Origin of the sequence: Pseudomonas agarici, assembly GCF_001543125.1 — a bacterium.
GTDB classification, from domain to species: Bacteria; Pseudomonadota; Gammaproteobacteria; order Pseudomonadales; family Pseudomonadaceae; genus Aquipseudomonas; species Aquipseudomonas agarici.
In genome coordinates this window covers 5,094,748-5,117,930 of record NZ_CP014135.1, presented here as the reverse complement: position 1 = coordinate 5,117,930, position 23,183 = coordinate 5,094,748, and the positions used below count along the sequence as shown (strand labels likewise).

The following is a 23,183-nucleotide window of genomic DNA, read 5'->3' as shown; positions in this document are numbered from 1 at the left end:
AGTAACCTTATTGATCGTCGAAATAACGCTCGTTCCAATCGACCAGCGGCTGCGGTGCGTTGAGTTTCTGGCCGTAGATCACCGAGTACGACAGCACGTTCTGCACGTATTGGCGGGTTTCATCGAACGGAATGCTTTCCACCCAGACGTCGAAACTCAGGTGGTTGGCACCCCTGAGCCATTGCCTGACCCGGCCCGGGCCGGCGTTGTAGGCGGCGGTGGCGAGCACGCGGTTACCGTTGAACTGGCCGTGGACCTGGCTCAAATAGGCCGCACCCAGTTGGACGTTCTTGTCCGGATCCAGCACCTGCTGGGGGGACGCCAGCGGGATGCTGAACTTGCGCGCGGTTTCCTTGGCGGTGCCGGGCATCAGTTGCATCAGGCCAGTGGCGCCGGCGCTGGAGCGGGCGTCATCCATGAAGGCACTTTCCTGGCGGGTAATAGCAAACACCCAGCTCGAATGCAGGCCGCGTAGCTTGGCTTCGCGCACTAGCGTATCGCGGTGAGCCATCGGGAAGCGGATATCCAGATCATCCCAATACTGGGCCTGGCTGATAGTGCGAATCGCGGGAAAGTACCACTTCAGATCGTAGGCCAATTTGGCCTGGGCAACCATTTCGTCACGGTTGAACATCCGGCTGACGTGATACCACTCGCGTCGACCGTCGACAATCTGGCCGCGATCATGCAGCTCCAATGCCCGCCGCACGCCCGGTGTATTGCGGACTTTATTGATTAATTGCGGGCTGAGCACTAGCGGGCGATTGGTCAACTGGTAGGGCGTCTGCGCGCGATCGGCGGCGAGGAAGCCGTAGAAGTCACGCTCACGGGCGACATTTTTGAGCAGCACCAGCGCCTGCGGATTCTGCGGTTGCGCCAGCTCCAGGCTACGGGCCTGCCAGTAACGCCAGCGATTGGTCTCGGCCAGGTCCTGAGGCAGCTTGCGGGTCAACTGGTAGACATCTTCCCAGCGGCCCAGGCGCAACAGCAGGCGCAAGCGCCATTCGGTGACGGTATTGTCGCGCCGCTCCGGGTCGTACTGGGTCATGATATCGAGGGCGCGACTGTCATAGCGGCGCGCCAGGGTCAGGCCGATCTCGCGGGCGATCGAAACCTTTTCGTCACGGGAGAAGTGCATGCTGGCGGCATAACCGTCGAGCAGCGCCATGGCCTTGTCCGGATCCTGGCGGGCGAGGCGGCGCAGGCCGAGGCCGACCACGTCGGACATGGCGTCATCGGCTGGCAGGAAGCGCGAGGGTTGGCTGAGCAGGTCGGGTTTTTGCGCCACCTCGATCATCAATTGACCCTGCGCGCCGAGGGTGCCCAGGCCCTTCATCAGGGCGGTGGCCAGCGTGTAGTTGCGGGCTTCGGCGGCCAGCTTGAGGCGCTGCCAGCGTTTTTGTTCGGTCAACTGGCCTTCCGTCGCCCAGCGGTCGAACAGCGCATCACAGGCGGTTGGCTGGGTCTTGCCGGTCAACCAGAGCTTTTGTGCCGTGGCGTAGCCTTCGGCGCGCAGGTTGTGAATGAGCTGGTATTGGCCATTGAGGCAGTCCAGTTCGGTGAAATTCAGTTTCGGGTCGTAATATTTGGCGAAGGGCCCCCAGTCGCCACGCTCGGCGAGCCAGCGCAACCAACGCAGTTTCATCCAGTTGGCCTGGGGCAGATCGCCGTGTTCGGCGAGAAATTTCTCGATCTCGGCGTTGCTGGCGGTTTTCAGCCGGGCGGTCAGTTCGTCGTAGGCTAGGTACGGTTCAAGCGGGTAGCTGCGCAGGGTGTCCTGATAGCGCAAGTAAGGGCCTGAGTCGCCCTTGGCCAGGGCGCGCTTGGCCTCGTCGTAGAGTTGGCGTTGCTGAGCGAGATCGACAGCCTGGGCTGCTTGAACGGCGCAGGTGGAAAGAAGCAGGCACGATAAAAAGTTGAAAAGACGGCTGCGCATGAGACTTCCGAGCAAAAAAACGGGTAAGTGGCGACAAGGCCGACACGGATTGTCGGGTAGCTTAGCCTTTTGCCGGCGACGGGCGAAAGTTTTGCCGGGCGCTGTACGCAACTTGATACTAATTGTCATCTTGCTCGGCTCATTGGCAAAAATCGCGGCCGCCTCATAGCCCAACTCAGGTAGAATACGCGCCCGGTTTTTGGAGAAGCTCATGACCCTGCTCAAATTCAGCGATGTGTCCCTTGCTTTCGGCGCCATGCCGTTGTTGGACAAGGTGTCCTGGCAGATCGCCCGTGGTGAGCGGGTGTGCATCATCGGTCGCAATGGCACAGGCAAATCCAGCATGCTGAAGCTGGTCAAGGGCGATCAGAAGCCCGATGACGGCTCCGTCTGGCGTGCGCCCGGACTCAAGATCGGCGAATTGCCGCAAGAGCTGCCGGTGGCCGACGGGCGAACCGTGTTCGATGTCGTGGCCGAGGGCCTGGATGGCGTCGGTGAGTTGCTCGCGCAATATCACCATCTGAGCCAGAACATTGTCACCGATGCCGATCTGGACAAACTGATGCATGTCCAGCACGACCTTGAGGCTCGTGACGGCTGGCGTTTGCAGCAACTGGTCGACAGCACCCTGAGTCGCCTGCAGTTGCCCGCCGACAAGACCCTCGCTGAGTTGTCCGGCGGCTGGCGTCGTCGCGTGCTGCTGGCCCAGGCGCTGGTGTCCGAGCCGGACTTGCTGCTGCTCGATGAGCCGACCAACCACTTGGACATCGGTGCGATTGCCTGGTTGGAAGAGGCCCTGAAGGATTTCCAGGGCGCTGTGCTGTTTATTACCCACGACCGTTCTTTCCTGCAAAACCTGGCGACCCGCATCCTTGAGCTGGATCGTGGCGGCCTGATCGACTGGAATGGCGACTACGCCAGCTTCCTCGTGCACAAGGAAGCGTCCCTGGCCGCTGAAGAAACTGCCAACGCATTGTTCGACAAGCGCCTGGCCCAGGAAGAAGTCTGGATTCGCCAGGGCATCAAGGCCCGGCGTACCCGTAACGAAGGCCGCGTGCGGGCGTTGAAGGCCCTGCGCGTAGAGCGCAGTGAGCGTCGCGAGCGCACCGGTAAGGCGAATATCCAACTGGAAACCGCCGACAAATCCGGCAAACAGGTCATGGTCCTCGACAACGTCAGCTTTGCCCACCCAGGCGGCCCGTTCTTGATCAAGGATTTCTCCATGGTCCTGCAGCGCGGCGACCGGATTGGCCTGCTGGGGGCCAACGGTACCGGCAAGACGACGCTGTTGAAGCTAATGCTCAGCGGGCTGGTGCCGACTAGCGGCAAAGTGGAAGAGGGCACCCGTATCGACGTGGCCTACTTCGATCAGTTGCGTCATCAACTGGACCTGGAAAAGACCGTGATCGATAACGTCGCCGAAGGTCGCGACTTTATCGATATCGATGGCCAGAGCCGTCATGTGCTCAGCTACCTCGGTGACTTCCTGTTCAGTCCGCAGCGTGCGCGAACGCCGGTCAAGGCTTTGTCCGGTGGCGAGCGTGCGCGTTTGCTGCTGGCCAAGCTGTTCAGCAAACCGGCGAATCTGCTGGTGCTCGATGAACCGACCAATGACCTCGATGTGGAAACCCTCGAGCTGCTGGAGGAGGTGCTGTTGACCTTCCAGGGCACCGTGTTGATGGTCAGCCACGACCGGGCATTCCTCGATAACGTAGTGACCAGCACCTTGGTCTTCGAAGGCGAAGGCAAGGTTCGTGAATACGTCGGTGGTTATCAGGACTGGTTGCGCCAGGGCGGCTCGCCCCGGCTGTTGGGCGTGACCGAGAACAAGTCGGGCAAGGCCGAGCTGAATTCGGCGGTGGTGAGCGCACCCGCGGCGCCGGTGGCGGCCGTGGCCGAAGCTCCGGCAGCGAAAAAGAAGCTCAGTTACAAGCTGCAGCGCGAGCTGGAAGCCCTGCCGAGCGAGATCGACGCCAAGGAGCAGGAGATTGCCGCTGTCGAGGCCGAAATGGCCGAGACGGGTTTCTATCAGCGCCCTGCGACTGAAACGGCAGCAGTGATTGCCCGGCTGGAAAAACTCCAGGCTGAACTGGACCTGATGGTGGAGCGTTGGGCAGAGTTGGATGCCTGATTGATCGACTGGCAAGCAAAAGCCCGGCTTCATGCCGGGCTTTTTTGATGATCAGCTCTTGCTCTGCAGGCGGACCGCGAGAACGTCACACGGAGCGCCGTGTAGCACGTCATTGGCGGTAGATCCGAGCAGCAAGGCCAGCCCGTGGCGGCCGTGACTGCCGACCACGATCAGGTCGCAGGCCTGTTCCTTGGCCAGGTGATGAATTTCCTGGCGGGGCTGGCCGTAGGTCAGGTGACTGGTATCTTGCGACAGCTCGGGATACTTGAGGATCAGCCGCTCCAGGCGCTCCTTGGCCTGATCGAACTGTTGCTGCTGCAATTGGGACAGGTCCATCGGCACATCGCCGCCGAAGGCCATGGCCATGGGCTCGACGATATGCACCAGGGACAATTTGGCGCTGTTGCTGACCGACAGTTCGCGTGCGCGATGAATGACCGGGTCGCATTCTTCCGTCAAGTCGACGGCAACGAGAATGTGGTGGTAGGGCATGGAAGGCACCTCCTGAGGATCGCAATTGCTTTAAGTATGGCTCGTTTCATGCGGATTGGTTCAGCGGCGACCCAATGGCTCATGAATAATGTTCGGGGAGTAGAAATATGACGGTCTGGATAGTGGTGTCAATCCTGGCGGTAGTTCTCAGCCCTCTGGCCTGGTTGCGTCCTTCGCGCCGCCAGAGCGGCCAGATGGCCCTGCGTATGGAGGCACGCCGCATCGGCCTGGGCATGCAACTGGCGCCCCAGGAGTGGCCGCACTGGCTGACACAGGAACCACCCAGTCCGTGTGCCCAATACCACCGGCCCCGCCGTGGTCAGGACCCGGCGTGTTGGAGCTACTGGCAGACTGAGCCTGGGGTTTGGGTCAACCGATGGCGCGAGGTGCTGGTAGATGATGCCTTGCTGGTTCATTTCAGGACATTGCCGGCCAATGTGTTCAAGGTCGAGGCAGACAAGCAGATGATCGCGTTGTACTGGGGTGAGCGCGGTGAGGTGCTGGTATTACAGGACATCGCAGCTGTACTCAAGGCGCTGGCCTGAGGCAAGTAAGCGAGCCGCAATGGCGCTGGCATCGCGACGGGAAAACAGTCAAATTACGACCCGACAGGCTATATGAGTCTGGGTAGGTCAAGCAGGCTGACCAAGCAGTGTGGCGAGGCTTATGCTTCGGCTTCATAAAAAATGCCCTATTTTCTACCAAGCTGTTTCTTGGGATCTGGTAGGTTTATTCCCTTATCGTTGCCTGATCTGGTCGCTTGGTGGGGTATTGTTTCCGTGAATGAGACGTCATCAGGCCCGCTGCTGGCGTACTCGTCGGCCTTGAAAGTGACTGGAAAATCGCATTTTTAGGGAGTGTTTTCGACAATTGACAATTGTCTCGAATTCCGTGATCGTGTTTACACCCAAATCAAACGGGCGTATGAATTGAGCGTTTGTCTGATCAGACAACTCTTACAGAATCCCGACTATCGCGTCGGCGGGTTCGCCTGGCAGCTTGGCGTAGCAGCGATGATGAGGTCAATGCCGGGTCAGAAGTTAGCGTCCGACGCGTACTGTTCAGCTTCCATATCGTGGAGATCAGTTGATGATTTACGAAGGTAAAGCCATCACGGTTAAGGCTCTTGAAAGTGGTATCGTCGAACTGACGTTCGACCTCAAGGGTGAGTCCGTCAACAAGTTCAACCGTCTAACCCTGAACGAGTTGCGTCAGGCGGTAGGCGCCATCAAGGCCGATGCCTCGATCAAGGGTGTCATTGTCAGCAGCGGCAAGGACGTGTTTATCGTCGGCGCCGACATCACCGAATTTGTCGACAACTTCAAGCTGCCCGATGCCGAGCTCCTGGCGGGTACCCTCGAAGCCAGCAGGATTTTCAGCGATTTCGAGGACCTGGCCGTACCGACCGTTGCCGCAATCAATGGCATCGCCCTGGGTGGCGGCCTGGAAATGTGCCTGGCCGCGGATTTTCGCGTGATGTCCACCCGTGCGAAGATTGGTCTGCCGGAAGTCAAGCTGGGAATCTATCCGGGCTTTGGTGGCACCGTGCGCTTGCCGCGCCTGATCGGTGCGGACAATGCCATCGAGTGGATTGCCGCCGGTAAGGAAAACAGTGCCGAAGACGCTCTGAAGGTCGGTGCCGTCGATGCCGTGGTCGCTCCGGAAAAGCTGCGGGCAGCCGCCCTGGAACTGGTCAAGCGCGCCATTGGCGGCGAGATCGATCATAAAGCCAGGCGCCAGCCCAAGCTGGACAAGCTCAAGCTCAATGCCATCGAGCAGATGATGGCGTTCGAAACCGCCAAGGGGTTTGTCGCCGGTCAGGCCGGTCCGAACTACCCGGCTCCGGTCGAAGCGATCAAGGCAATCCAGAAAGCCGCCAACTTCGGTCGCGACAAGGCGCTGGAAATTGAGGCCGCCGGTTTCGTGAAACTGGCCAAGACCTCGGCTGCACAGAGCCTGATCGGGCTGTTCCTGAATGACCAGGAGTTGAAGAAAAAGGCCAGGGTCTATGACGAAATCGCCAAGGAGGTGAAACAGGCCGCCGTGTTGGGCGCCGGTATCATGGGCGGTGGCATCGCTTATCAGTCGGCGTCCAAGGGAACGCCGATCCTGATGAAGGACATCAACGAGCACGGCATCGAGCAGGGGCTGGCGGAAGCCGCCAAGCTGCTGGTCGGTCGCGTCGACAAGGGCCGCATGAGCGCGGCGAAGATGGCCGAAGTGCTCAACGGCATTCGTCCGACCCTGTCCTACGGCGACTTCGGTCATGTCGATCTGGTGGTCGAAGCGGTAGTCGAGAACCCAAAGGTCAAGCAGGCAGTACTGGCGGAAGTGGAAGCCCAGGTCAGGGAAAATGCGATCCTTGCGTCCAACACCTCGACCATTTCCATCAGCCTGCTGGCCAAGGCCCTCAAACGTCCGGAAAATTTCGTCGGCATGCACTTCTTTAACCCGGTGCATATGATGCCGCTGGTGGAAGTGATCCGTGGCGAGAAGTCCAGCGAACAAGCGATTGCCACTACCGTGGCCTATGCCAAGAAGATGGGCAAGAACCCGATCGTGGTCAACGACTGTCCAGGCTTTTTGGTCAACCGTATCCTGTTCCCGTACTTCGGCGGTTTCGCCAAGCTGGTCAGCGCTGGCGTGGACTTCGTCCGTATCGACAAGGTCATGGAGAAGTTCGGCTGGCCGATGGGCCCGGCCTATCTGATGGACGTGGTCGGCATCGATACCGGTCATCATGGCCGCGATGTGATGGCCGAAGGTTTCCCGGACCGCATGAAGGACGACCGTCGTTCGGCTGTCGATGCCTTGTATGAGGCCAAGCGCCTGGGTCAGAAGAACGGCAAGGGCTTCTACGCCTACGAGACCGACAAGCGCGGCAAACAGAACAAAGTCACCGACTCTTCGGTGTTGGAAGTGCTCAAGCCGATCATCTACGAGCAGCGTGAAGTGAGCGACGAGGACATCATCAACTGGATGATGATCCCGTTGTGCCTGGAAACCGTGCGCTGCCTGGAAGACGGTATCGTCGAGACTGCCGCCGAAGCCGACATGGGGTTGGTCTATGGTATTGGTTTCCCGCCCTTCCGTGGCGGTGCGTTGCGCTACATCGATTCCATCGGTGTGGCCGAATTCGTTGCCCTGGCCGATCAGTACGCCGACCTGGGCGCGCTGTACCACCCGACCGCGAAGCTGCGCGAAATGGCCAAGAACGGCCAGCGGTTTTTCGGTTAAGCGCCCACACCAGAGCGAGAGTGAACGATATGAGCTTGAATCCTAGAGACGTCGTGATTGTCGACTTCGGTCGTACTCCGATGGGCCGCTCCAAGGGCGGCATGCACCGCAACACCCGCGCCGAGGACATGTCGGCGCACCTGATCAGCAAGCTGCTGGAACGCAACGTCAAGGTCGACCCGAACGAAGTCGAGGACGTGATCTGGGGCTGTGTGAACCAGACCCTGGAGCAGGGCTGGAACATCGCGCGCATGGCATCGCTGATGACCCAGATCCCGCACACCGCTGCCGGTCAGACCGTCAGTCGCCTGTGCGGCTCGTCGATGAGCGCGCTGCACACCGCCGCCCAGGCAATCATGACCGGCAATGGTGACGTCTTCGTCGTCGGCGGCGTCGAGCATATGGGCCATGTCGGAATGATGCACGGTGTCGATCCTAACCCGCACATGTCGCTGTACGCGGCGAAGGCCTCGGGCATGATGGGCCTGACCGCCGAGATGCTTGGCAAGATGCACGGCATTACCCGCGAGCAGCAGGATGCCTTTGGCGTGCGCTCCCATCAGTTGGCTCACAAGGCCACGGTGGAAGGTAAGTTCAAGGACGAAATCATCCCGATGCAGGGTTATGACGAAAATGGTTTCCTGAAAGTGTTCGACTACGACGAAACCATTCGTCCGGAAACGACCCTGGAAAGCCTGGCGGCGTTGAAGCCGGCGTTCAACCCCAAGGGCGGCACCGTGACGGCAGGCACTTCGTCGCAGATCACCGATGGTGCTTCGTGCATGATTGTGATGTCGGCGCAGCGTGCCCAGGACCTCGGGATCCAGCCTCTGGCGGTGATCCGCTCGATGGCGGTGGCGGGTGTAGATCCAGCGATCATGGGCTATGGTCCGGTACCGGCGACCCAGAAAGCGCTGAAGCGCGCGGGCCTGGCGATCTCCGATATCGACTTCTTGGAGCTCAACGAAGCCTTCGCCGCACAGGCCTTGCCGGTGCTGAAGGATCTGAAAGTGCTCGACAAGATGAACGACAAGATTAACCTGCACGGCGGTGCCATTGCTCTGGGCCACCCGTTCGGTTGTTCCGGTGCGCGAATCTCCGGCACCTTGCTCAACGTGATGAAGCAGAATGGCGGGACCTTTGGGGTCTCCACCATGTGCATCGGTCTCGGCCAGGGCATTGCCACCGTCTTCGAACGCGTCTAAGCGTCTCGTCGATGGAATCCGGGGCCTAGTGCCCCGGTTTTTGTTTTTTAAAATTTTTTTATTTTTATTTTGTAAGAGGTCGAGACATGAAATTGCAGCCTGGGCTCTATCAGCATTATAAGGGGCCGCAGTACCGTGTTTTCAGCGTGGCACGGCATTCCGAGACTGAGGAGGAAGTGGTGTTTTACCAAGCGTTGTATGGCGATTGCGGCTTCTGGGTACGTCCTTTGAGCATGTTCCTGGAGTCGGTCGAGGTTGACGGCGAACGGGTCCCGCGCTTTGCTTTGGTGCAAGCCGAACCGAGCCTTTTTTCCAGGCCATGAGTGCGGGTTGCACGGAACCCCGCGCTTGACCTCACGTTGTTGCCACTATATATAGCGATGCCGCGCCCGACGCGGGCTGCGCTCTCACTTCAAGCATTCAGGAATTTTCCGATCCATGGGCAAATCGCTGGTCATTGTGGAATCCCCGGCTAAGGCCAAGACCATCAACAAGTACTTGGGTACCCAGTACGTGGTGAAGTCGAGTATCGGCCATATCCGAGACCTGCCCACCAGCGGTTCGGCGAGTGCCGCCAAAGAACCTGCCGCCAAGCGTGGCAAGGCTGGCGCTGGCGAAGCGCCGGTGCTCTCGGCAAAAGAGAAGGCGCGCAAGCAGCTTGTCTCGCGCATGGGCGTCGATCCGGATCATGGCTGGAAAGCCCGTTACGAAATCCTTCCTGGCAAGGAGAAGGTGATCGAGGAGCTGCGCCGGCTCGCCAAGGATGCTGACACCATCTACCTCGCAACCGACTTGGACCGCGAAGGGGAGGCCATTGCCTGGCACCTGCGCGAAGCCATCGGCGGTGACGACAGCCGCTACAAGCGCGTGGTGTTCAACGAAATTACCAAGAAGGCAATCCAGGAAGCCTTCTCCAAGCCGGGCGAGCTGGACCTGGATCGCGTCAATGCCCAGCAGGCGCGACGTTTCCTCGATCGCGTGGTGGGTTACATGGTTTCGCCGCTGCTGTGGGCCAAGATCGCCCGTGGCCTGTCCGCCGGTCGTGTGCAGTCGGTGGCGGTGAAGTTGGTGGTCGAGCGCGAGCGCGAAATTCGCGCATTCAACCCGGAAGAATACTGGGAAATCCACGCCGACCTGGGCACCACTAAGGGCGCCAAGGTGCGCTTCGAAGTGGCCCGGGAAAAAGGCGAGGCCTTCAAGCCACTCAACGAAGCCCAGGCCATGGCGGCACTGGAGAAGCTCCGGGCATCGGCCTATACCATCGCCAAGCGCGAAGACAAACCGACCAGCAGCAAGCCCTCGGCCCCGTTCATCACGTCCACCCTGCAGCAAGCCGCAAGCAACCGCCTGGGCTTCGGGGTGAAGAAGACCATGATGATGGCCCAGCGTCTATATGAGGCCGGCTACATCACCTATATGCGTACCGACTCGACCAACCTCTCGGTCGATGCCGTGGCGATGGCACGCAGCTACATCGAGAGCGAGTTCGGCAAGAAGTACCTGCCGGACTCGCCAAACGTCTACAGCAGCAAGGAAGGCGCCCAGGAGGCTCACGAAGCGATCCGTCCTTCCGATGCCAATACCGAGCCGAGCAAGTTGTCGGGTATGGAGCGTGATGCCGAGCGCCTTTACGAACTGATCTGGCGCCAGTTTCTCGCCTGCCAGATGCTGCCGGCGCAGTACTTGTCGACCACCGTGACGGTGGGGGCCGGTGACTTCGAGTTGCGTGCCAAGGGGCGCATCCTGAAGTTCGACGGCTATACCCGCGTGATGCCACAGATCGCCAAGCCGGGCGATGATGATGTGCTGCCGGAGATGAGCCAGGGCGATGTGCTCAAGCTGATCCAGCTCGACCCGAGCCAGCACTTCACCAAACCGCCGGCGCGTTACTCCGAAGCCAGCCTGGTCAAGGAAATGGAAAAGCGTGGCATTGGTCGTCCTTCGACTTATGCGGCGATCATTTCCACCATCCAGGACCGTGGCTATGTGGCGCTGCACAACCGTCGCTTTTACTCCGAGAAGATGGGCGACATTGTCACCGAGCGCCTCGCGGAGAGCTTCTCGAACCTGATGGACTACGGTTTCACCGCCGGCATGGAAGAGAACCTCGATGACGTGGCCCAGGGCGAGCGTGACTGGAAAAACGTGCTCGACGAGTTCTACGGCGACTTCAAGAAGAAGCTCGAAGTGGCCGAAGGCGCGGAAAACGGCATGCGTGCCAACCAGCCGGTCATGACCGACATCCCGTGCCTGACCTGTGGCCGACCGATGCAGATTCGTACCGCATCCACGGGAGTGTTCCTCGGCTGCTCGGGTTACAGTCTGCCGCCCAAAGAACGCTGCAAGGCGACCGTCAATCTGGTTCCCGGCGACGAGATCGCCGCTGACGATGAGGGCGAGTCGGAATCGCTGGTGCTGCGTGGCAAGCATCGCTGCCCGATTTGCAGCACGGCAATGGATGCCTACCTGCTGGACGAGAAACGCAAGTTGCATATCTGTGGCAACAACCCGGATTGCGCCGGCTACGAGATCGAAGAGGGCAGCTACCGGATCAAGGGCTATGAAGGCCCGAGCCTGGAATGCGACAAGTGCGGCAGCGAAATGCAGCTCAAGACCGGTCGCTTCGGCAAGTTCTTCGGTTGCACCAATCCGACCTGCAAGAATACCCGCAAGCTGCTCAAGAGCGGTGACGCGGCACCGCCGAAGATGGATCCGGTGAAGATGCCGGAGCTCAAGTGCGAAAAGGTCAACGATACCTACATCTTGCGTGACGGTGCGTCCGGCCTGTTCCTGGCGGCCAGCCAGTTCCCGAAAAACCGTGAGACCCGTGCGCCGCTGGTGATCGAGATCGTTCCTCACAAGGACGAGATCGATCCCAAGTACCACTTCCTCTGTGAAGCGCCGAAGAAGGACCCGGACGGGCGTCCGGCAGTCATTCGCTACAGCCGCAAGACCAAGGAGCAGTACGTGCAGAGCGAAGTCGATGGCAAGCCGACCGGTTGGAAGGCGTTCTACGACGGTGGCAAGTGGAAGGTCGAGGACAAGCGTCAGGGCGCCTGATGTCCGCTATCTCGTAGTGGCAAGGCCGTGTGAAGACCTGGGGTTTCACGCGGCCTTGGTCTTTTTGGCTTGCCGCAAGCCGGGTCGATCCCTGAAACTGTCCGACTCGCCTGTGGCTTTTTGTCTGGAGTGCGCCGTCATGGCCAATGAACTCTACACTCGCACCAACCAGAAGATTTTTTACGCGGGCCTGGCGCTTGAGGCCTTGGGCAAGGCCGAGGAAAGCCGGGCTCTAAACGCGCTGGCGCTGATCCAGGCCGAGCGTGAAGCGGCGGTATTCCACCTGTATGGCGCCTTGCTCGGGCTGTGCCATGAAATTGCCGGTTTCTACCGGCTGCCCCAGGCCAATGCGCCGCGTGCCGAGCTATTGCTGACCCGGGAAGCGCTGGCATCCATTGCTATTCCGGAAATGGCCGAGCTGGTCGAGTTGGCCCACAGCCCGCAAACCTGGCTGGCCCGGCTGATCGCCGCGCACACGGCCTTGTACTTGCCGCCCCAGATGCCCAGGAAAGCCAAGGGAGACGTGTTGCAACCGTTGATCGTGGCGGTCGGCCTGGACGAGGAGGAAACTCCGCAGCTGGGGCGCGAGGAGCTGGAGGGCTGGCGACAGAACCTCAAGGGTTTGGCGATCCGCTTTCGCGATGGACTGAACGAGTGCTAATTCGTTGGGTGGGGCTGTAGGCTCCGTCTGTCAGTTGTTCATCAAGCAGTAAAGAAAGCTGTTGAGATCTTGAGCGAGTTGCCACGGATGACTGATATAATCCTGGCCTTTCGTGGAGAACAGATTTTTATGCCTACGTCCTTTCTAGAAATCGTCGAACTGCCGGACGGCCGTATCGAGCTGCGCCGGGCCGAGGACGAAGGTTCTCTGGTTACCTTGAACTTCTCTGAAGATGCCAAAGTGTTCCTGCAGGGCCAGCATGTCGAAGTAGCCAAAGCCATGTTGAGCGTCGGTGTGCAGATGGCGGGGCGATTGGTAGAAGGCGAGCTTGAGAAAGAAGACGGTCCGCGCGTTCTTCATTGAAGCTGCCAACCGTTTTCTAGCGTAGATCATCGATTCTGATCGACTTCCCTGTTCAGCATACGCGCTAAGAGTGCCTGCGGCGCCTCTGTCTAGCCCAAACGAATATTCAGGCTTTGCGCATCACCCTTGCGGGCTGCGCTGATCAATTGTTGGCGAGCGCTGTTGCTCAGCGGATTGAGCCAACTGACCACGGTATGGCTGCGTCCCAGGCGCAAGGCTTCGCAAGTCAGCTGCTGGGCATTCTGGGCGCTACTGGGTTGCAGCAGCAGGATTCGCTCGCGATTCAATCCTGCTTCCCGCAGCCAGGCCTGGGTCAGGCTCGACGGCGGGGCGATCAGGGTCAACCAGCGGGCATCCTGGTCCTGGCTCAGTTCACGCAGGATGGGCGCCAGCAGGCTCAGGCAATTCCCGCCACGTAACGACAATTCGCTGAAGACCTCGGACTCGGTGCTCCAGGGCGTTTCAACCACTTCCGTGAGAAGCGGAGCCAGCGGCTGCGCCATGAAAGCTTCGAACAAGGGCAACTGTGCGTGTTGTGGAGTTTGCGGAAATTGCATGATGCCTCCTTCAGCGGCGAATGACGCCGACACTCAAACCTTCGATGACGAAGTCCTGATCTTTCAGGTTGACTTCGATGGGGGCGAACTCGGGGTTTTCAGCCAGCAGCCAGACCTTGCTGCCTTCGCGCTTGAAGCGCTTGACGGTGACTTCCTCGCCGATCCGCGCCACCACGATCTGGCCGTTGCGGGCTTCGCGGCACGTATGCACGGCCAGCAGGTCACCGTCGAAAATGCCGACGTCCTTCATGCTCATGCCGTGAACGCGCAACAGGTAGTCGGCTCGGGGATGGAAGAAGGTCGGGTTGATGTTGCAGGATTCCTCGACATGCTGTTGGGCGAGAATCGGCGCGCCTGCGGCGACCCGGCCGATGATCGGCAAGGTGGACTCGTCGGCCTTGGCCTCGAAGCCAGGAATACGAATGCCGCGCGAGGCGCCAGGGGTCATTTCGATGGCACCCTTGCGCGCCAGGGCCTTGAGGTGCTCCTCGGCCGCGTTCGGTGACTTGAAACCCAGTTCCAGGGCAATCTCCGCGCGGGTCGGCGGATAACCGTTATCCTCCAGGCAGCGTTTGATAAAAACCAGAATCTCAGCTTGGCGTGGCGTCAGTTTTAGCATCTCGATCGCTCTGTTTTTTTATACAGTGACTGGGATTATATACAGTGGAAGGCACTTGGCAATCCTCCTTTTCAAAGCGTCCGCCGGACGGTTGTCGGGAAGGTTGCCGACAACTGAGTCGAGCACTGTGCTACAGGTCCCGATTTCTATGATTTAATACCTGACCGGCCGGCCACGAATGGACTGTCAGACTTGACATTTTTTGAATTGAAACGTATGTTTCAAACAAGTGTTTGTCAGGCGGAATAATCGTGGCCCAATCGGAAACCGTTGAACGCATTCTCGATGCCGCCGAGCAATTGTTCGCGGAAAAAGGTTTCGCCGAGACCTCATTGCGATTGATCACCAGCAAGGCGGGCGTCAATCTGGCGGCGGTGAATTACCACTTCGGCTCAAAGAAAGCCCTTATCCAGGCGGTGTTTTCGCGCTTCCTCGGACCATTCTGCATCAGCCTTGACCGCGAGCTGGAGCAGCGCCTGGCCAGGCCCGAGGTCAAGTCGAGCCTGGAGGATCTGCTGGAAATCCTTGTCGAGCAGGCGTTGGTGGTGCAGCCGCGCAGCGGCAACGACCTGTCGATCTTCATGCGCTTGCTGGGGTTGGCGTTCAGCCAGAGCCAGGGTCACTTGCGGCGCTATCTGGAAGACATGTACGGCAGGGTGTTCCGTCGCTACATGCTCCTGGTCAATGAGGCGGCCCCGCGTATTCCGCCGATCGAATTGTTCTGGCGCGTCCACTTCATGTTGGGGGCGGCGGCGTTCAGCATGTCCGGGATCAAGGCGTTGCGAGCGATTGCCGAGACCGATTTCGGCGTCAACACCTCGATCGAGACCGTAATGCGCCTGATGGTGCCGTTCCTCGCGGCCGGCATGCGTGCGGACAGTGGCGTGACGGATGAAGCCATGGCTGGCGCCCAGTTACGGCCGCGTAGCAAGTCGAGCGTGCCGGTCGCCGCCAAGGCCTGATGTATTTTTTTCACAAGGATTTTCTATGAGTACTGCCCTGCAAGGCTCCCTGATGGTCGACATCGCCGGTACGTGGCTGACGGCTGAAGATCGTCAGTTGCTGCGCCAGCCGCAAGTGGGTGGGCTGATCATCTTCGCACGCAATATCGAGCATCCGCGCCAGGTGCGCGAACTGAGTGCGTCGATCCGTGCGATTCGCCCCGACCTGTTGCTGGCGGTCGACCAGGAGGGTGGCCGCGTGCAGCGCTTGCGCCAGGGCTTTGTGCGCTTGCCGGCGATGCGCGCCATTGCTGACAATCCGAACGCCGAATACCTGGCCGAGCAATGCGGCTGGCTGATGGCAACGGAAGTCCTGGCCGTAGGGCTTGACCTGAGCTTTGCGCCAGTACTCGACCTGGATCACCAGCGTAGCGCGGTGGTGGGTAGCCGCGCCTTCGAGGGCGACCCCGAGCGTGCGGCGTTGCTGGCCGGTGCCTTTATCCGTGGGATGAAGGACGCTGGCATGGCGGCCACCGGCAAGCATTTTCCGGGGCATGGTTGGGCCGAGGCGGATTCCCATGTGGCGATCCCCGTCGATGAGCGCAGCCTGGAGGTTATCCGTAGCCATGACCTGGTGTCTTTCGCACGGTTGAGCCAGCAGTTGGCGGCGGTGATGCCGGCCCATGTGATTTACCCACAGGTCGATGCGCAGCCTGCCGGGTTTTCCCGGCGTTGGTTGCAGGAGATCCTGCGTGGTGAGTTGCAATTCGACGGGGTCATCTTCAGCGATGACTTGTCGATGGCCGGTGCCCATGTGGTTGGCGATGCCGCCAGTCGCATCGAAGCGGCGTTGTCAGCCGGTTGCGATATGGGCCTGGTGTGCAACGACCGGGCGGCGGCGGAGTTGGCGCTTGGCGCGGTCCAGCGCCTGCGGGTGACGCCGTCGCCCCGTATCGCGAGGATGCGCGGGCAGGGGTTTGCTCGCACCGATTACCGTCAGGAGCCGCGTTGGCTGACGGCTATCGAAGCCCTCAGGGACGCCCAATTGATTGATTGAGCCCCTCTGGCAAGCGGTCTCGGTGCCGGCTGATAGCTGTCGGTCGAGCCGTTTGGAACTCATGCTTCGCTAAGTTGATTGGGTGGGCAACGGCGCAAACAGCGCCTCGATATCGTCGTTCTGTAACTGCCAGTCGCCGGCCTGGCGCCCGTCGAGCACGCCCGCGGCGAGGGCGGATTTTTCCTGTTGCAGATGTTGGATCTTCTCCTCCACCGTGCCGCGAGCGATCATTTTGTAGACGAACACCGGTTTTTCCTGGCCAATCCGGTACGCGCGGTCGGTTGCCTGGTTTTCCGCCGCCGGATTCCACCACGGGTCGTAGTGGATCACGGTGTCGGCCTCGGTGAGGTTCAGGCCGACGCCACCGGCCTTGAGGCTGATCAGGAAAATCTGCAATTTCCCGCTCTGGAAGTCCTTGACCGGAGTCCTTCGATCCCGGGTCTGTCCGGTCAGCTGCGCATAGGCCACATTGCGCTTTTGTAGCTCCACCTCGATTAACGCCAGCATCGAGGTGAACTGGGAGAACAGCAGGATCCGTCGGCCCTCGGCAAACAACTCATCGAGCATTTCCATCAGGCTGTCGAGCTTGCCGGAAGCGCTGCCACGCGCCGGCAGGGTGGCGCCGTTGACCAGGCGCAGGTCGCAGCAGACCTGGCGCAGCTTGAGCAGGGCTTCGAGAATGATGATCTGGCTGCGGGCCACGCCTTTGCGAGTGATTTCGTCGCGGACTTTCCGGTCCATCGCCAGGCGCATGGTCTCGTAGACGTCGCGCTGGGCCTCGTTGAGTTCAACCCAGTGAATAATTTCGGTCTTGGGCGGCAGTTCGGTGGCCACCTGTTCCTTGGTCCGACGCAGCAGAAAAGGTTTGATCCGACCGTTGAGGTGTTGCAGGCGGACTTCGCTGGCGCGCTTTTCGATGGGCACGCGGTAGTCGCGGTTGAAGCGCTTGATATCTCCCAACCAGCCCGGCAGGAGGAAGTGGAACAACGACCAGAGTTCGCCGAGGTGGTTTTCCAGCGGCGTGCCGCTCAGGCACAGGCGCTGGCGTGCATTCAGCTCGCGGGCGGCGTGGGCGGCCTTGCTGCCGGGGTTTTTGATGTACTGCGCCTCATCGAGCACCAACACATGCAACGGTTGCAGCTTGAGTTTCTCGATGTCCTTGGGCAGTAGGGCATAGGTGGTGAGGATCAGGTCGTAATTTTGCAGTTGTGCGAAATGTTTTTTGCGGGCGGCGCCATACAGTGCCAGGACCTTGAGCTGGGGAGTGAAATGTGCGGCTTCGTCGACCCAATTGGGTATCAGGCTGGTGGGCATCACTACCATGCAGGGGCAGTCGAGGCGTCCGGCATGCTTTTCGCTGAGCATATGCGCCAGGGTCTGCAAGGTCTTGCCCAGGCCCATGTCGTCGGCGAGGATCCCGCCGACTTGCAATTGCCGTAGCGATTGCATCCAGCTCAGGCCTTCGTGTTGGTAGGGGCGCAAGGTGGCGTTGAGCCCCTTGGGAATGCAGGCCTGATACTCGCGGATATCGCGCAGGCGCTCGGCGAAGTTACGAATCTGTTCGCCGCCTTCCCAGAGCAGCGGCAAGCCGTCGAGAGGGTTGAGGCGCGTGGCATCGGCGCGGCTCAGACGTAGGGCGGTGGCGCCGGGTTCTTCCAGGTAGAACTCACCGAGGGTGATCAGCACCGGTTTAAGGCGGCCGTAGGGCAGCGCTACTTGCAGCGGTCCGTGGCTGCCGTTGGGCGAGGCGGGGATATTCACCAGGATCAGCTCGTCGTCTCGGCGCCGGGCCAGACGCTCGGGGTTGAGTAGTTCGGTGTGGGAGCGCATCAGATTGAGCAGAATCGGCAGCAGGCTCAGGCGTTCGCCATTGACGATGATCCCCAATTCGAGGTCGAACCAGTCGCGCCCCGGTGCTTCGTCGACAGTGGCGTACCAGTCGTCGATGGTGCTCAGGTCGAAACCGAAATCCTCGTCGATCTGCAACTCCCAGCCCTGACTGCGCAAACCTGGCAGCTCGTTGAGGGTGAAGTTCAGCCAGGCGCTGTCGTTGACCATCTCGTACAGATCGCCGGCGCTTTCCGGCAGGGCCTTGCTTTGTCGCGTGGCGATCTTGAAGCCGAGCAGGCGCAACTGCTCGCGGCCAGTCTTTTCTGCTTCGGGCTGGCGCTTGATACGCAGGCTCTGGTGCTCCTGGCGCAGGATAATATCGGCGTTTTTCTGTCCGCTGACGTACTCGCCCAGGTAGTTAAACGACAGTGCCGCACGGTGCTGGATGTAGCGCTGCATGCGTCCGTTGCGCGGTTCGAAGGCGCTGAACGCGACGCTGGCCAACCACAGGCGCGGCACGGGCATGACGTCTTCGACGAGCTGCTGGGGCAGCGCGGGAGGGCGGGCATCCAACACCGCCTGCAGCTTTTCCAGCAGTTCGGCGTCTTGTTCCGCTGCTGGGTAGGCCAGGGTTTCCTGGACTTTCAACAAGACCGCCGCGGTGTGCTTGCAGTAGCTGCGAACCGGACAGGTGCAGTTGGCATCGACAATCAGCAAGGTGCCCTTGGCCGACTCGCGAAGGTGAACGGTTTGGCGGTAGACATTGCCACCGGAGCCTTCGCAACTGGCGGTGATGGTGCTATCACCGACCTGGACAATTCTCACCCGGTTTTCCACGGCGTAGCGCCTGCCACGTTCCAGGCTCTGTTCCTTGAAGCGGCTGACCCATGACGGCGCGAGTGGCTTGGTCATGGAGGGCGTCAGGGATGAGGGCATCGGCTGGTCACTGGTCCAGGTTCTGTGGCGGCGCTTCGCGTTTGGAGGCTGACAGCGAGGTCACCTTGAGCAGCAGGGCGAGGTGCCCGCTGTCGAGGAAGTTGAGTTGACCGTTCTTGATCTGGCTGATCTGGTTCAGGCGTTCACTGGCACTGACCACGCCGTTGCTGTCGAAGCGGTTGACCCAGAACAGAGCTTCCACGTCGGTGAAACGCTTGAGCGTGAGGCTCAACGTGCCCTCCACGGGAAACTGGCCGAACTGTTCCTGGCCGGCAGTGATCGAGACCTTGCTCGGTTGGTCGCTGAGTGACTGCTGCCAGCTCTTGTGCAGCAATACTTCATAGTTGCCGCTGGCGCCGAGCTTGGCGACCATGTCGTTCAGCGCCGGCGTGCGCTCGTCGCCAGTGGTAACAGGTCTGGCGCCCTTGGCCCAGTCTTCGGGAGCCGGTTGGCTGAGGAACGGTTGTTCGAGGTTTTGTCGGATCAGGATCATTTCGACCTGATACTGCTCGTCGGCAAAGGCTGGCGGGGTAAGCAGGGCCAACAACACGGCCAGCGAAGAGATCAGGCGCATACGGCGTCCTTATCAAGCAGATTTCGGGGTGAGGCGCTCGAACAGCGCCTCCAGTGTACTAAAGCGTTCTTGCGCATGCTCCATCGGCACCATGAACTTGAACAGTGTGGCACCTTCGAATTTATAGCGATTGGGTTGCCCCTGGATCAGCTTGATCAATGCCAGGGGATCGACCGGCGTGTCCGCGGCGAACTCGATACGCCCGCCTTGCGGACCACCGTCGATTTTCTTGATGCCCAGTTGCTCGGCCTGCAGTTTCAGCAAGGTCAGGCGCACCAGGTTCTTGGTCGGTTCCGGCAGCAGGCCGAAGCGGTCGATCATTTCCACTTGCAGGTCCTTGAGACCGTCTTCGTCGGTCGCCGAGGCGATGCGCTTGTAGAGGATCAGGCGCGCATGGACGTCCGGCAGGTAATCTTCGGGGATCAGCGCCGGCAGGCGTAGGTTGATCTCCGGGCCGCCGCCCAGGGGCTGGTCGAGGTTGGGTTGCTCGCCTTTGCGAATGGATTTGACTGCGCGCTCGAGCATTTCCATGTACAGGGTGAAGCCCACCGCCTGGATCTGCCCGCTTTGGCCGTCGCCCAGCAGTTCGCCGGCACCGCGGATCTCCAGGTCGTTGGTGGCGAGTACAAAGCCGGCGCCGAGGTCCTGGGTATTGGCGATGGCCTCCAGGCGTTTCTCCGCGTCGGCGGTGATCTGCTGGCGAGCGGGCGTCAGCAGGTAGGCGTAGGCCTGGTGGTGACTGCGCCCGACCCGGCCACGCAACTGGTGCAATTGGGCCAGGCCGAACTTGTCGGCGCGCTCAATGATGATGGTGTTGGCGCTCGGCACATCGATGCCGGTCTCGATGATGGTCGAGGCGATCAGCACGTTGAAGCGCTTGTGGTAGAAATCGCTCATCACCTGTTCGAGTTCGCGCTCGCGCATCTGCCCGTGGCCGATGCCGATGCGAGCTTCCGGCACCAGTTCGGCGAGGTCGGCGGCGCACTTCTCGATGGTCTTCACATCGTTGTGCAGGTAGTAGACTTGGCCGCCGCGCAACAGCTCGCGCAGCAGGGCTTCCTTGATCGTGCTTTTGTTCTGCTCCATGACGAAGGTGCGCACCGACAGGCGTCGGGCTGGCGGGGTGGCGATGATCGACAGGTCGCGCATACCCGACACCGCCATGTTCAGCGTGCGCGGAATCGGCGTGGCGGTCAGGGTGAGGATGTCGACTTCGCTGCGCAGGGCCTTGAGCTGTTCTTTCTGGCGCACGCCAAAACGGTGTTCTTCGTCGATGATCACCAAGCCCAGATTCTTGATCTTCACATCATCCTGCAGCAACTTGTGGGTGCCAATGACGATATCGATCTTGCCTTCGGCCAGCTCCGCCACGGCGGCGTTCACCTCTTTGGCGGACTTGAAGCGGCTCATCACTTCGACGGTCACCGGCCAGTCGGCGAAGCGATCGCGGAAGCTGTTGTAGTGCTGTTGGGCGAGTAGCGTGGTCGGCACCAGGATCGCCACCTGCCTGCCGCCGTGGACTGCGATAAAGGCAGCGCGCATCGCCACTTCGGTTTTGCCGAAGCCCACGTCGCCACAGACCAGGCGGTCCATCGGCTTGGCCGAGAGCATGTCGGCGCGCACCGCCTCGATGGTGGTCTGCTGGTCCGGGGTTTCCTCGAACGGGAAGCCGGCGCTGAAAGTCGCATAGTCGGCTTTCGGATCGGCGAATGCATAACCTTCACGGGCGGCTCGACGGGCGTAGATGTCGAGCAGTTCGGCGGCGACGTCGCGGACCTGCTCGGCGGCCTTGCGCTTGGCTTTTTGCCAGGCTTCCGAGCCCAGGCGGTGCAGCGGTGCGAGGGCGTCGTCGCTGCCGGTGTAGCGGGCGATCAGGTGCAGGTTGGCCACGGGCACGTAGAGCTTGGCGCCCTCGGCGTATTCCATGGTGAGGAATTCAGCGGCTTGATTGTCGATTTCCAGAGTAGCCAGGCCGAGGTAGCGACCGACGCCATGGTCGATATGTACCACCGGCGCGCCTTCGCGCAACTCGGTGAGGTTCTTGATGACGGCGTCGTTGTTAGCGTCGGCGCGTTTTTCCCGACGTCGGCGCTGCATCACGCGTTGGCCGAACAGCGGGCTTTCGGCAATCAGTGCCAGGGCTGGATCGTCAAGGACCAGGCCTTCGTCCAGCGGCGCGATGGTGATCGCCAGGCGCTCCTTCGCGGCGACGAAGTCGGGCCAACTGTCGACGGTCTTCGGGCGCAACTTGAGGCGTTCGAGCAGCTCCAATAAGACTTCACGACGACCGGCGGATTCGGCGGTGAACAGCACCCGCCCGGGAAACTGGTCGAGGAACGCGGAGAGCGCCGCCAAGGGCTGGTTGGCTTTGGCCTCGATCGCCAGGTTCGGCAGTTCGCGGGTGGGGAAACGTTCGCGGCCTATACCGGTTTCCACATCTTGCTGGCTGGCGATGACCCGTGGCCAGCGTTTCAAGCGGGCGAAGCAGTCCTCCACCGGCAGGAACAGTTCAGCCGGCGGCAGTAGTGGGCGGGTTGGATCGACGCGGCGCTCTTCGTAGCGGTTGCGCACATCGTTCCAAAAGTTTTCCGCGGCCTGCTCGATGCCTGGCAGGGAGAACACTTGGGTGTCCTGAGGCAAGTAGTCGAACAAGGTCGAGGTTTCCTCGAAGAACAGCGGCAGGTAGTACTCGATGCCGGCAGGGGTGATCCCGCTGTTGAGGTCCTGGAAGATCGGGCAGCGGCGAAAGTCGACGTCGAAGCGTTCGCGAAAGCGCGCCTTGAAGCGGGTGACCGCTTCCTTTTGTAGCGGGAATTCCTTGGCCGGCAGCAGGCGCACCGAATCAACCTTGTCGATGGAGCGCTGGTTTTCCGGGTCGAAGGTGCGCAGCGTCTCGATCTCGTCATCGAACAGATCCACGCGGTAAGGCAGTTTACTGCCCATCGGGAACAGATCGATCAGGGCCCCACGCACGGCAAATTCACCATGCTCATAGACCGTGTCGACACAGCGGTAGCCGGAGGCTTCCAGGCGGCTGCGCATCTGTTCGACGTCGAGTTTTTGGCCGATATCCAGCACCAGGCTGCTACCCAGCAGGAACCGGGTCGGGGCCAGACGGTGCAGCGCGGTGGTGATCGGCACTACCAATACGCCATGTTCCAGCTCCGGCAGCCGGTAAAGGCTGGCGATGCGCTGAGAAATGATGTCCTGATGCGGTGAAAACAGATCGTAAGGCAGGGTTTCCCAGTCGGGAAAATGCAGTACCGGCAAATCGGGGGCGAAGAAACTCAGCTCCTGTTCCAGTCGTTCAGCGCTCTGGCTGTCGGCGGTGAGCAGCAGGGTGAAGCGCCTGGCGGCGCTGGCGGCCTCGGCAATGGCCAGGCTCAGGGCGGCACCGGGGAGATTGCCCCAGTGCTGTTTACCTGCCGCAGCAGGGAGTAGCGGTAGACGCAGAACGGGCACGGAAGGTTGAGCTCCAAGCGTTGCGACAAAGTCGGTAATTGTAGCGGCCTAGGGTGCCGCCTGTCAGTTGTAGACTGTGTCTATTACAGGTTGGGGGAAAATGTAGTGGCTATGATAAGAAA

At 60.6% G+C, this 23,183-nt stretch carries 17 protein-coding genes; 10 read left to right on the top strand and 7 right to left on the bottom strand.

The window, feature by feature from the left end:
- Positions 1-7: 7 nt before the first annotated feature.
- On the bottom strand, positions 8-1,936 hold the full coding sequence (locus AWM79_RS22355) for a transglycosylase SLT domain-containing protein (protein WP_017134142.1): 1,929 nt from the start codon (positions 1,934-1,936) through the stop codon (positions 8-10).
- 211 nt (positions 1,937-2,147) lie between these two features.
- Between AWM79_RS22355 and AWM79_RS22350 the strand changes: the two genes are divergently transcribed.
- Complete coding sequence (locus AWM79_RS22350; protein ID WP_060783801.1) at positions 2,148-4,067, top strand: ATP-binding cassette domain-containing protein; 1,920 nt, start codon at positions 2,148-2,150, stop codon at positions 4,065-4,067.
- A 51-nt stretch (positions 4,068-4,118) separates the two neighbouring features.
- On the opposite strand, the gene AWM79_RS22345 is transcribed toward AWM79_RS22350, so the two are convergent.
- Entirely contained in the window at positions 4,119-4,559 is a 441-nt protein-coding gene (locus tag AWM79_RS22345) for a universal stress protein (protein ID WP_017134140.1), read from the bottom strand.
- Between the two features lie 107 nt (positions 4,560-4,666).
- Between AWM79_RS22345 and AWM79_RS22340 the strand changes: the two genes are divergently transcribed.
- The 7 genes from AWM79_RS22340 to AWM79_RS22310 all read left to right on the top strand — a co-directional run bounded on the left by AWM79_RS22340 (position 4,667) and on the right by AWM79_RS22310 (position 13,085).
- Positions 4,667-5,104 carry a hypothetical protein gene (locus tag AWM79_RS22340; RefSeq protein ID WP_017134139.1) on the top strand — a complete coding sequence of 146 codons (438 nt, stop codon included), beginning with the start codon at positions 4,667-4,669 and terminating at the stop codon, positions 5,102-5,104.
- Positions 5,105-5,648: 544 nt separating this feature from the next.
- Positions 5,649-7,796: a fatty acid oxidation complex subunit alpha FadB gene (fadB, locus tag AWM79_RS22335; protein WP_017134138.1), complete on the top strand. Its 2,148-nt coding sequence runs from the start codon at positions 5,649-5,651 to the stop codon at positions 7,794-7,796.
- 29 nt (positions 7,797-7,825) lie between these two features.
- Positions 7,826-9,001, top strand: coding sequence for an acetyl-CoA C-acyltransferase FadA (gene fadA, locus AWM79_RS22330; protein WP_060783800.1), 1,176 nt, complete (start codon positions 7,826-7,828; stop codon positions 8,999-9,001).
- An 86-nt stretch (positions 9,002-9,087) separates the two neighbouring features.
- The gene (locus AWM79_RS22325) at positions 9,088-9,324 is read left to right on the top strand and encodes a DUF1653 domain-containing protein (RefSeq protein WP_017134136.1); all 237 of its coding nucleotides are present in this window, start codon (positions 9,088-9,090) and stop codon (positions 9,322-9,324) included.
- Between the two features lie 115 nt (positions 9,325-9,439).
- A complete protein-coding gene (gene topA / locus AWM79_RS22320; protein ID WP_060783799.1) occupies positions 9,440-12,061 on the top strand; it encodes a type I DNA topoisomerase in 2,622 nt (873 codons plus the stop codon).
- Between the two features lie 139 nt (positions 12,062-12,200).
- Positions 12,201-12,722 carry a DUF6586 family protein gene (locus AWM79_RS22315; RefSeq protein WP_017134135.1) on the top strand — a complete coding sequence of 174 codons (522 nt, stop codon included), beginning with the start codon at positions 12,201-12,203 and terminating at the stop codon, positions 12,720-12,722.
- A 129-nt stretch (positions 12,723-12,851) separates the two neighbouring features.
- Positions 12,852-13,085: a hypothetical protein gene (locus AWM79_RS22310; protein WP_026013433.1), complete on the top strand. Its 234-nt coding sequence runs from the start codon at positions 12,852-12,854 to the stop codon at positions 13,083-13,085.
- An 89-nt stretch (positions 13,086-13,174) separates the two neighbouring features.
- Here the strand turns inward: AWM79_RS22310 and sulA are convergent, their stop codons facing one another.
- Together sulA and lexA are read right to left on the bottom strand one after the other, a co-directional pair.
- Complete coding sequence (gene sulA, locus AWM79_RS22305) at positions 13,175-13,642, bottom strand: SOS-induced cell division inhibitor SulA (RefSeq protein WP_017134133.1); 468 nt, start codon at positions 13,640-13,642, stop codon at positions 13,175-13,177.
- 10 nt (positions 13,643-13,652) lie between these two features.
- Positions 13,653-14,261 carry a transcriptional repressor LexA gene (gene lexA, locus AWM79_RS22300; protein WP_026013432.1) on the bottom strand — a complete coding sequence of 203 codons (609 nt, stop codon included), beginning with the start codon at positions 14,259-14,261 and terminating at the stop codon, positions 13,653-13,655.
- Positions 14,262-14,512: 251 nt separating this feature from the next.
- On the opposite strand from lexA, the gene AWM79_RS22295 reads away from it, so the two are divergent.
- Together AWM79_RS22295 and nagZ are read left to right on the top strand one after the other, a co-directional pair.
- Entirely contained in the window at positions 14,513-15,223 is a 711-nt protein-coding gene (locus tag AWM79_RS22295; protein WP_017134132.1) for a TetR/AcrR family transcriptional regulator, read from the top strand.
- A 37-nt stretch (positions 15,224-15,260) separates the two neighbouring features.
- Entirely contained in the window at positions 15,261-16,259 is a 999-nt protein-coding gene (gene nagZ, locus AWM79_RS22290) for a beta-N-acetylhexosaminidase (protein WP_208599958.1), read from the top strand.
- Between the two features lie 69 nt (positions 16,260-16,328).
- Here nagZ and AWM79_RS22285 read toward each other — a convergent pair whose 3' ends face one another.
- The 3 genes from AWM79_RS22285 to mfd are packed head-to-tail and all read right to left on the bottom strand — an operon-like array spanning position 16,329 to position 23,061.
- On the bottom strand, positions 16,329-19,025 hold the full coding sequence (locus AWM79_RS22285; RefSeq protein ID WP_060783797.1) for a DEAD/DEAH box helicase: 2,697 nt from the start codon (positions 19,023-19,025) through the stop codon (positions 16,329-16,331).
- A gap of 7 nt (positions 19,026-19,032) precedes the next feature.
- Positions 19,033-19,599 carry a CsiV family protein gene (locus AWM79_RS22280; protein ID WP_017134129.1) on the bottom strand — a complete coding sequence of 189 codons (567 nt, stop codon included), beginning with the start codon at positions 19,597-19,599 and terminating at the stop codon, positions 19,033-19,035.
- Positions 19,600-19,611: 12 nt separating this feature from the next.
- Positions 19,612-23,061: a transcription-repair coupling factor gene (mfd, locus tag AWM79_RS22275; RefSeq protein WP_017134128.1), complete on the bottom strand. Its 3,450-nt coding sequence runs from the start codon at positions 23,059-23,061 to the stop codon at positions 19,612-19,614.
- Between the last annotated feature and the right edge of the window lie 122 nt (positions 23,062-23,183).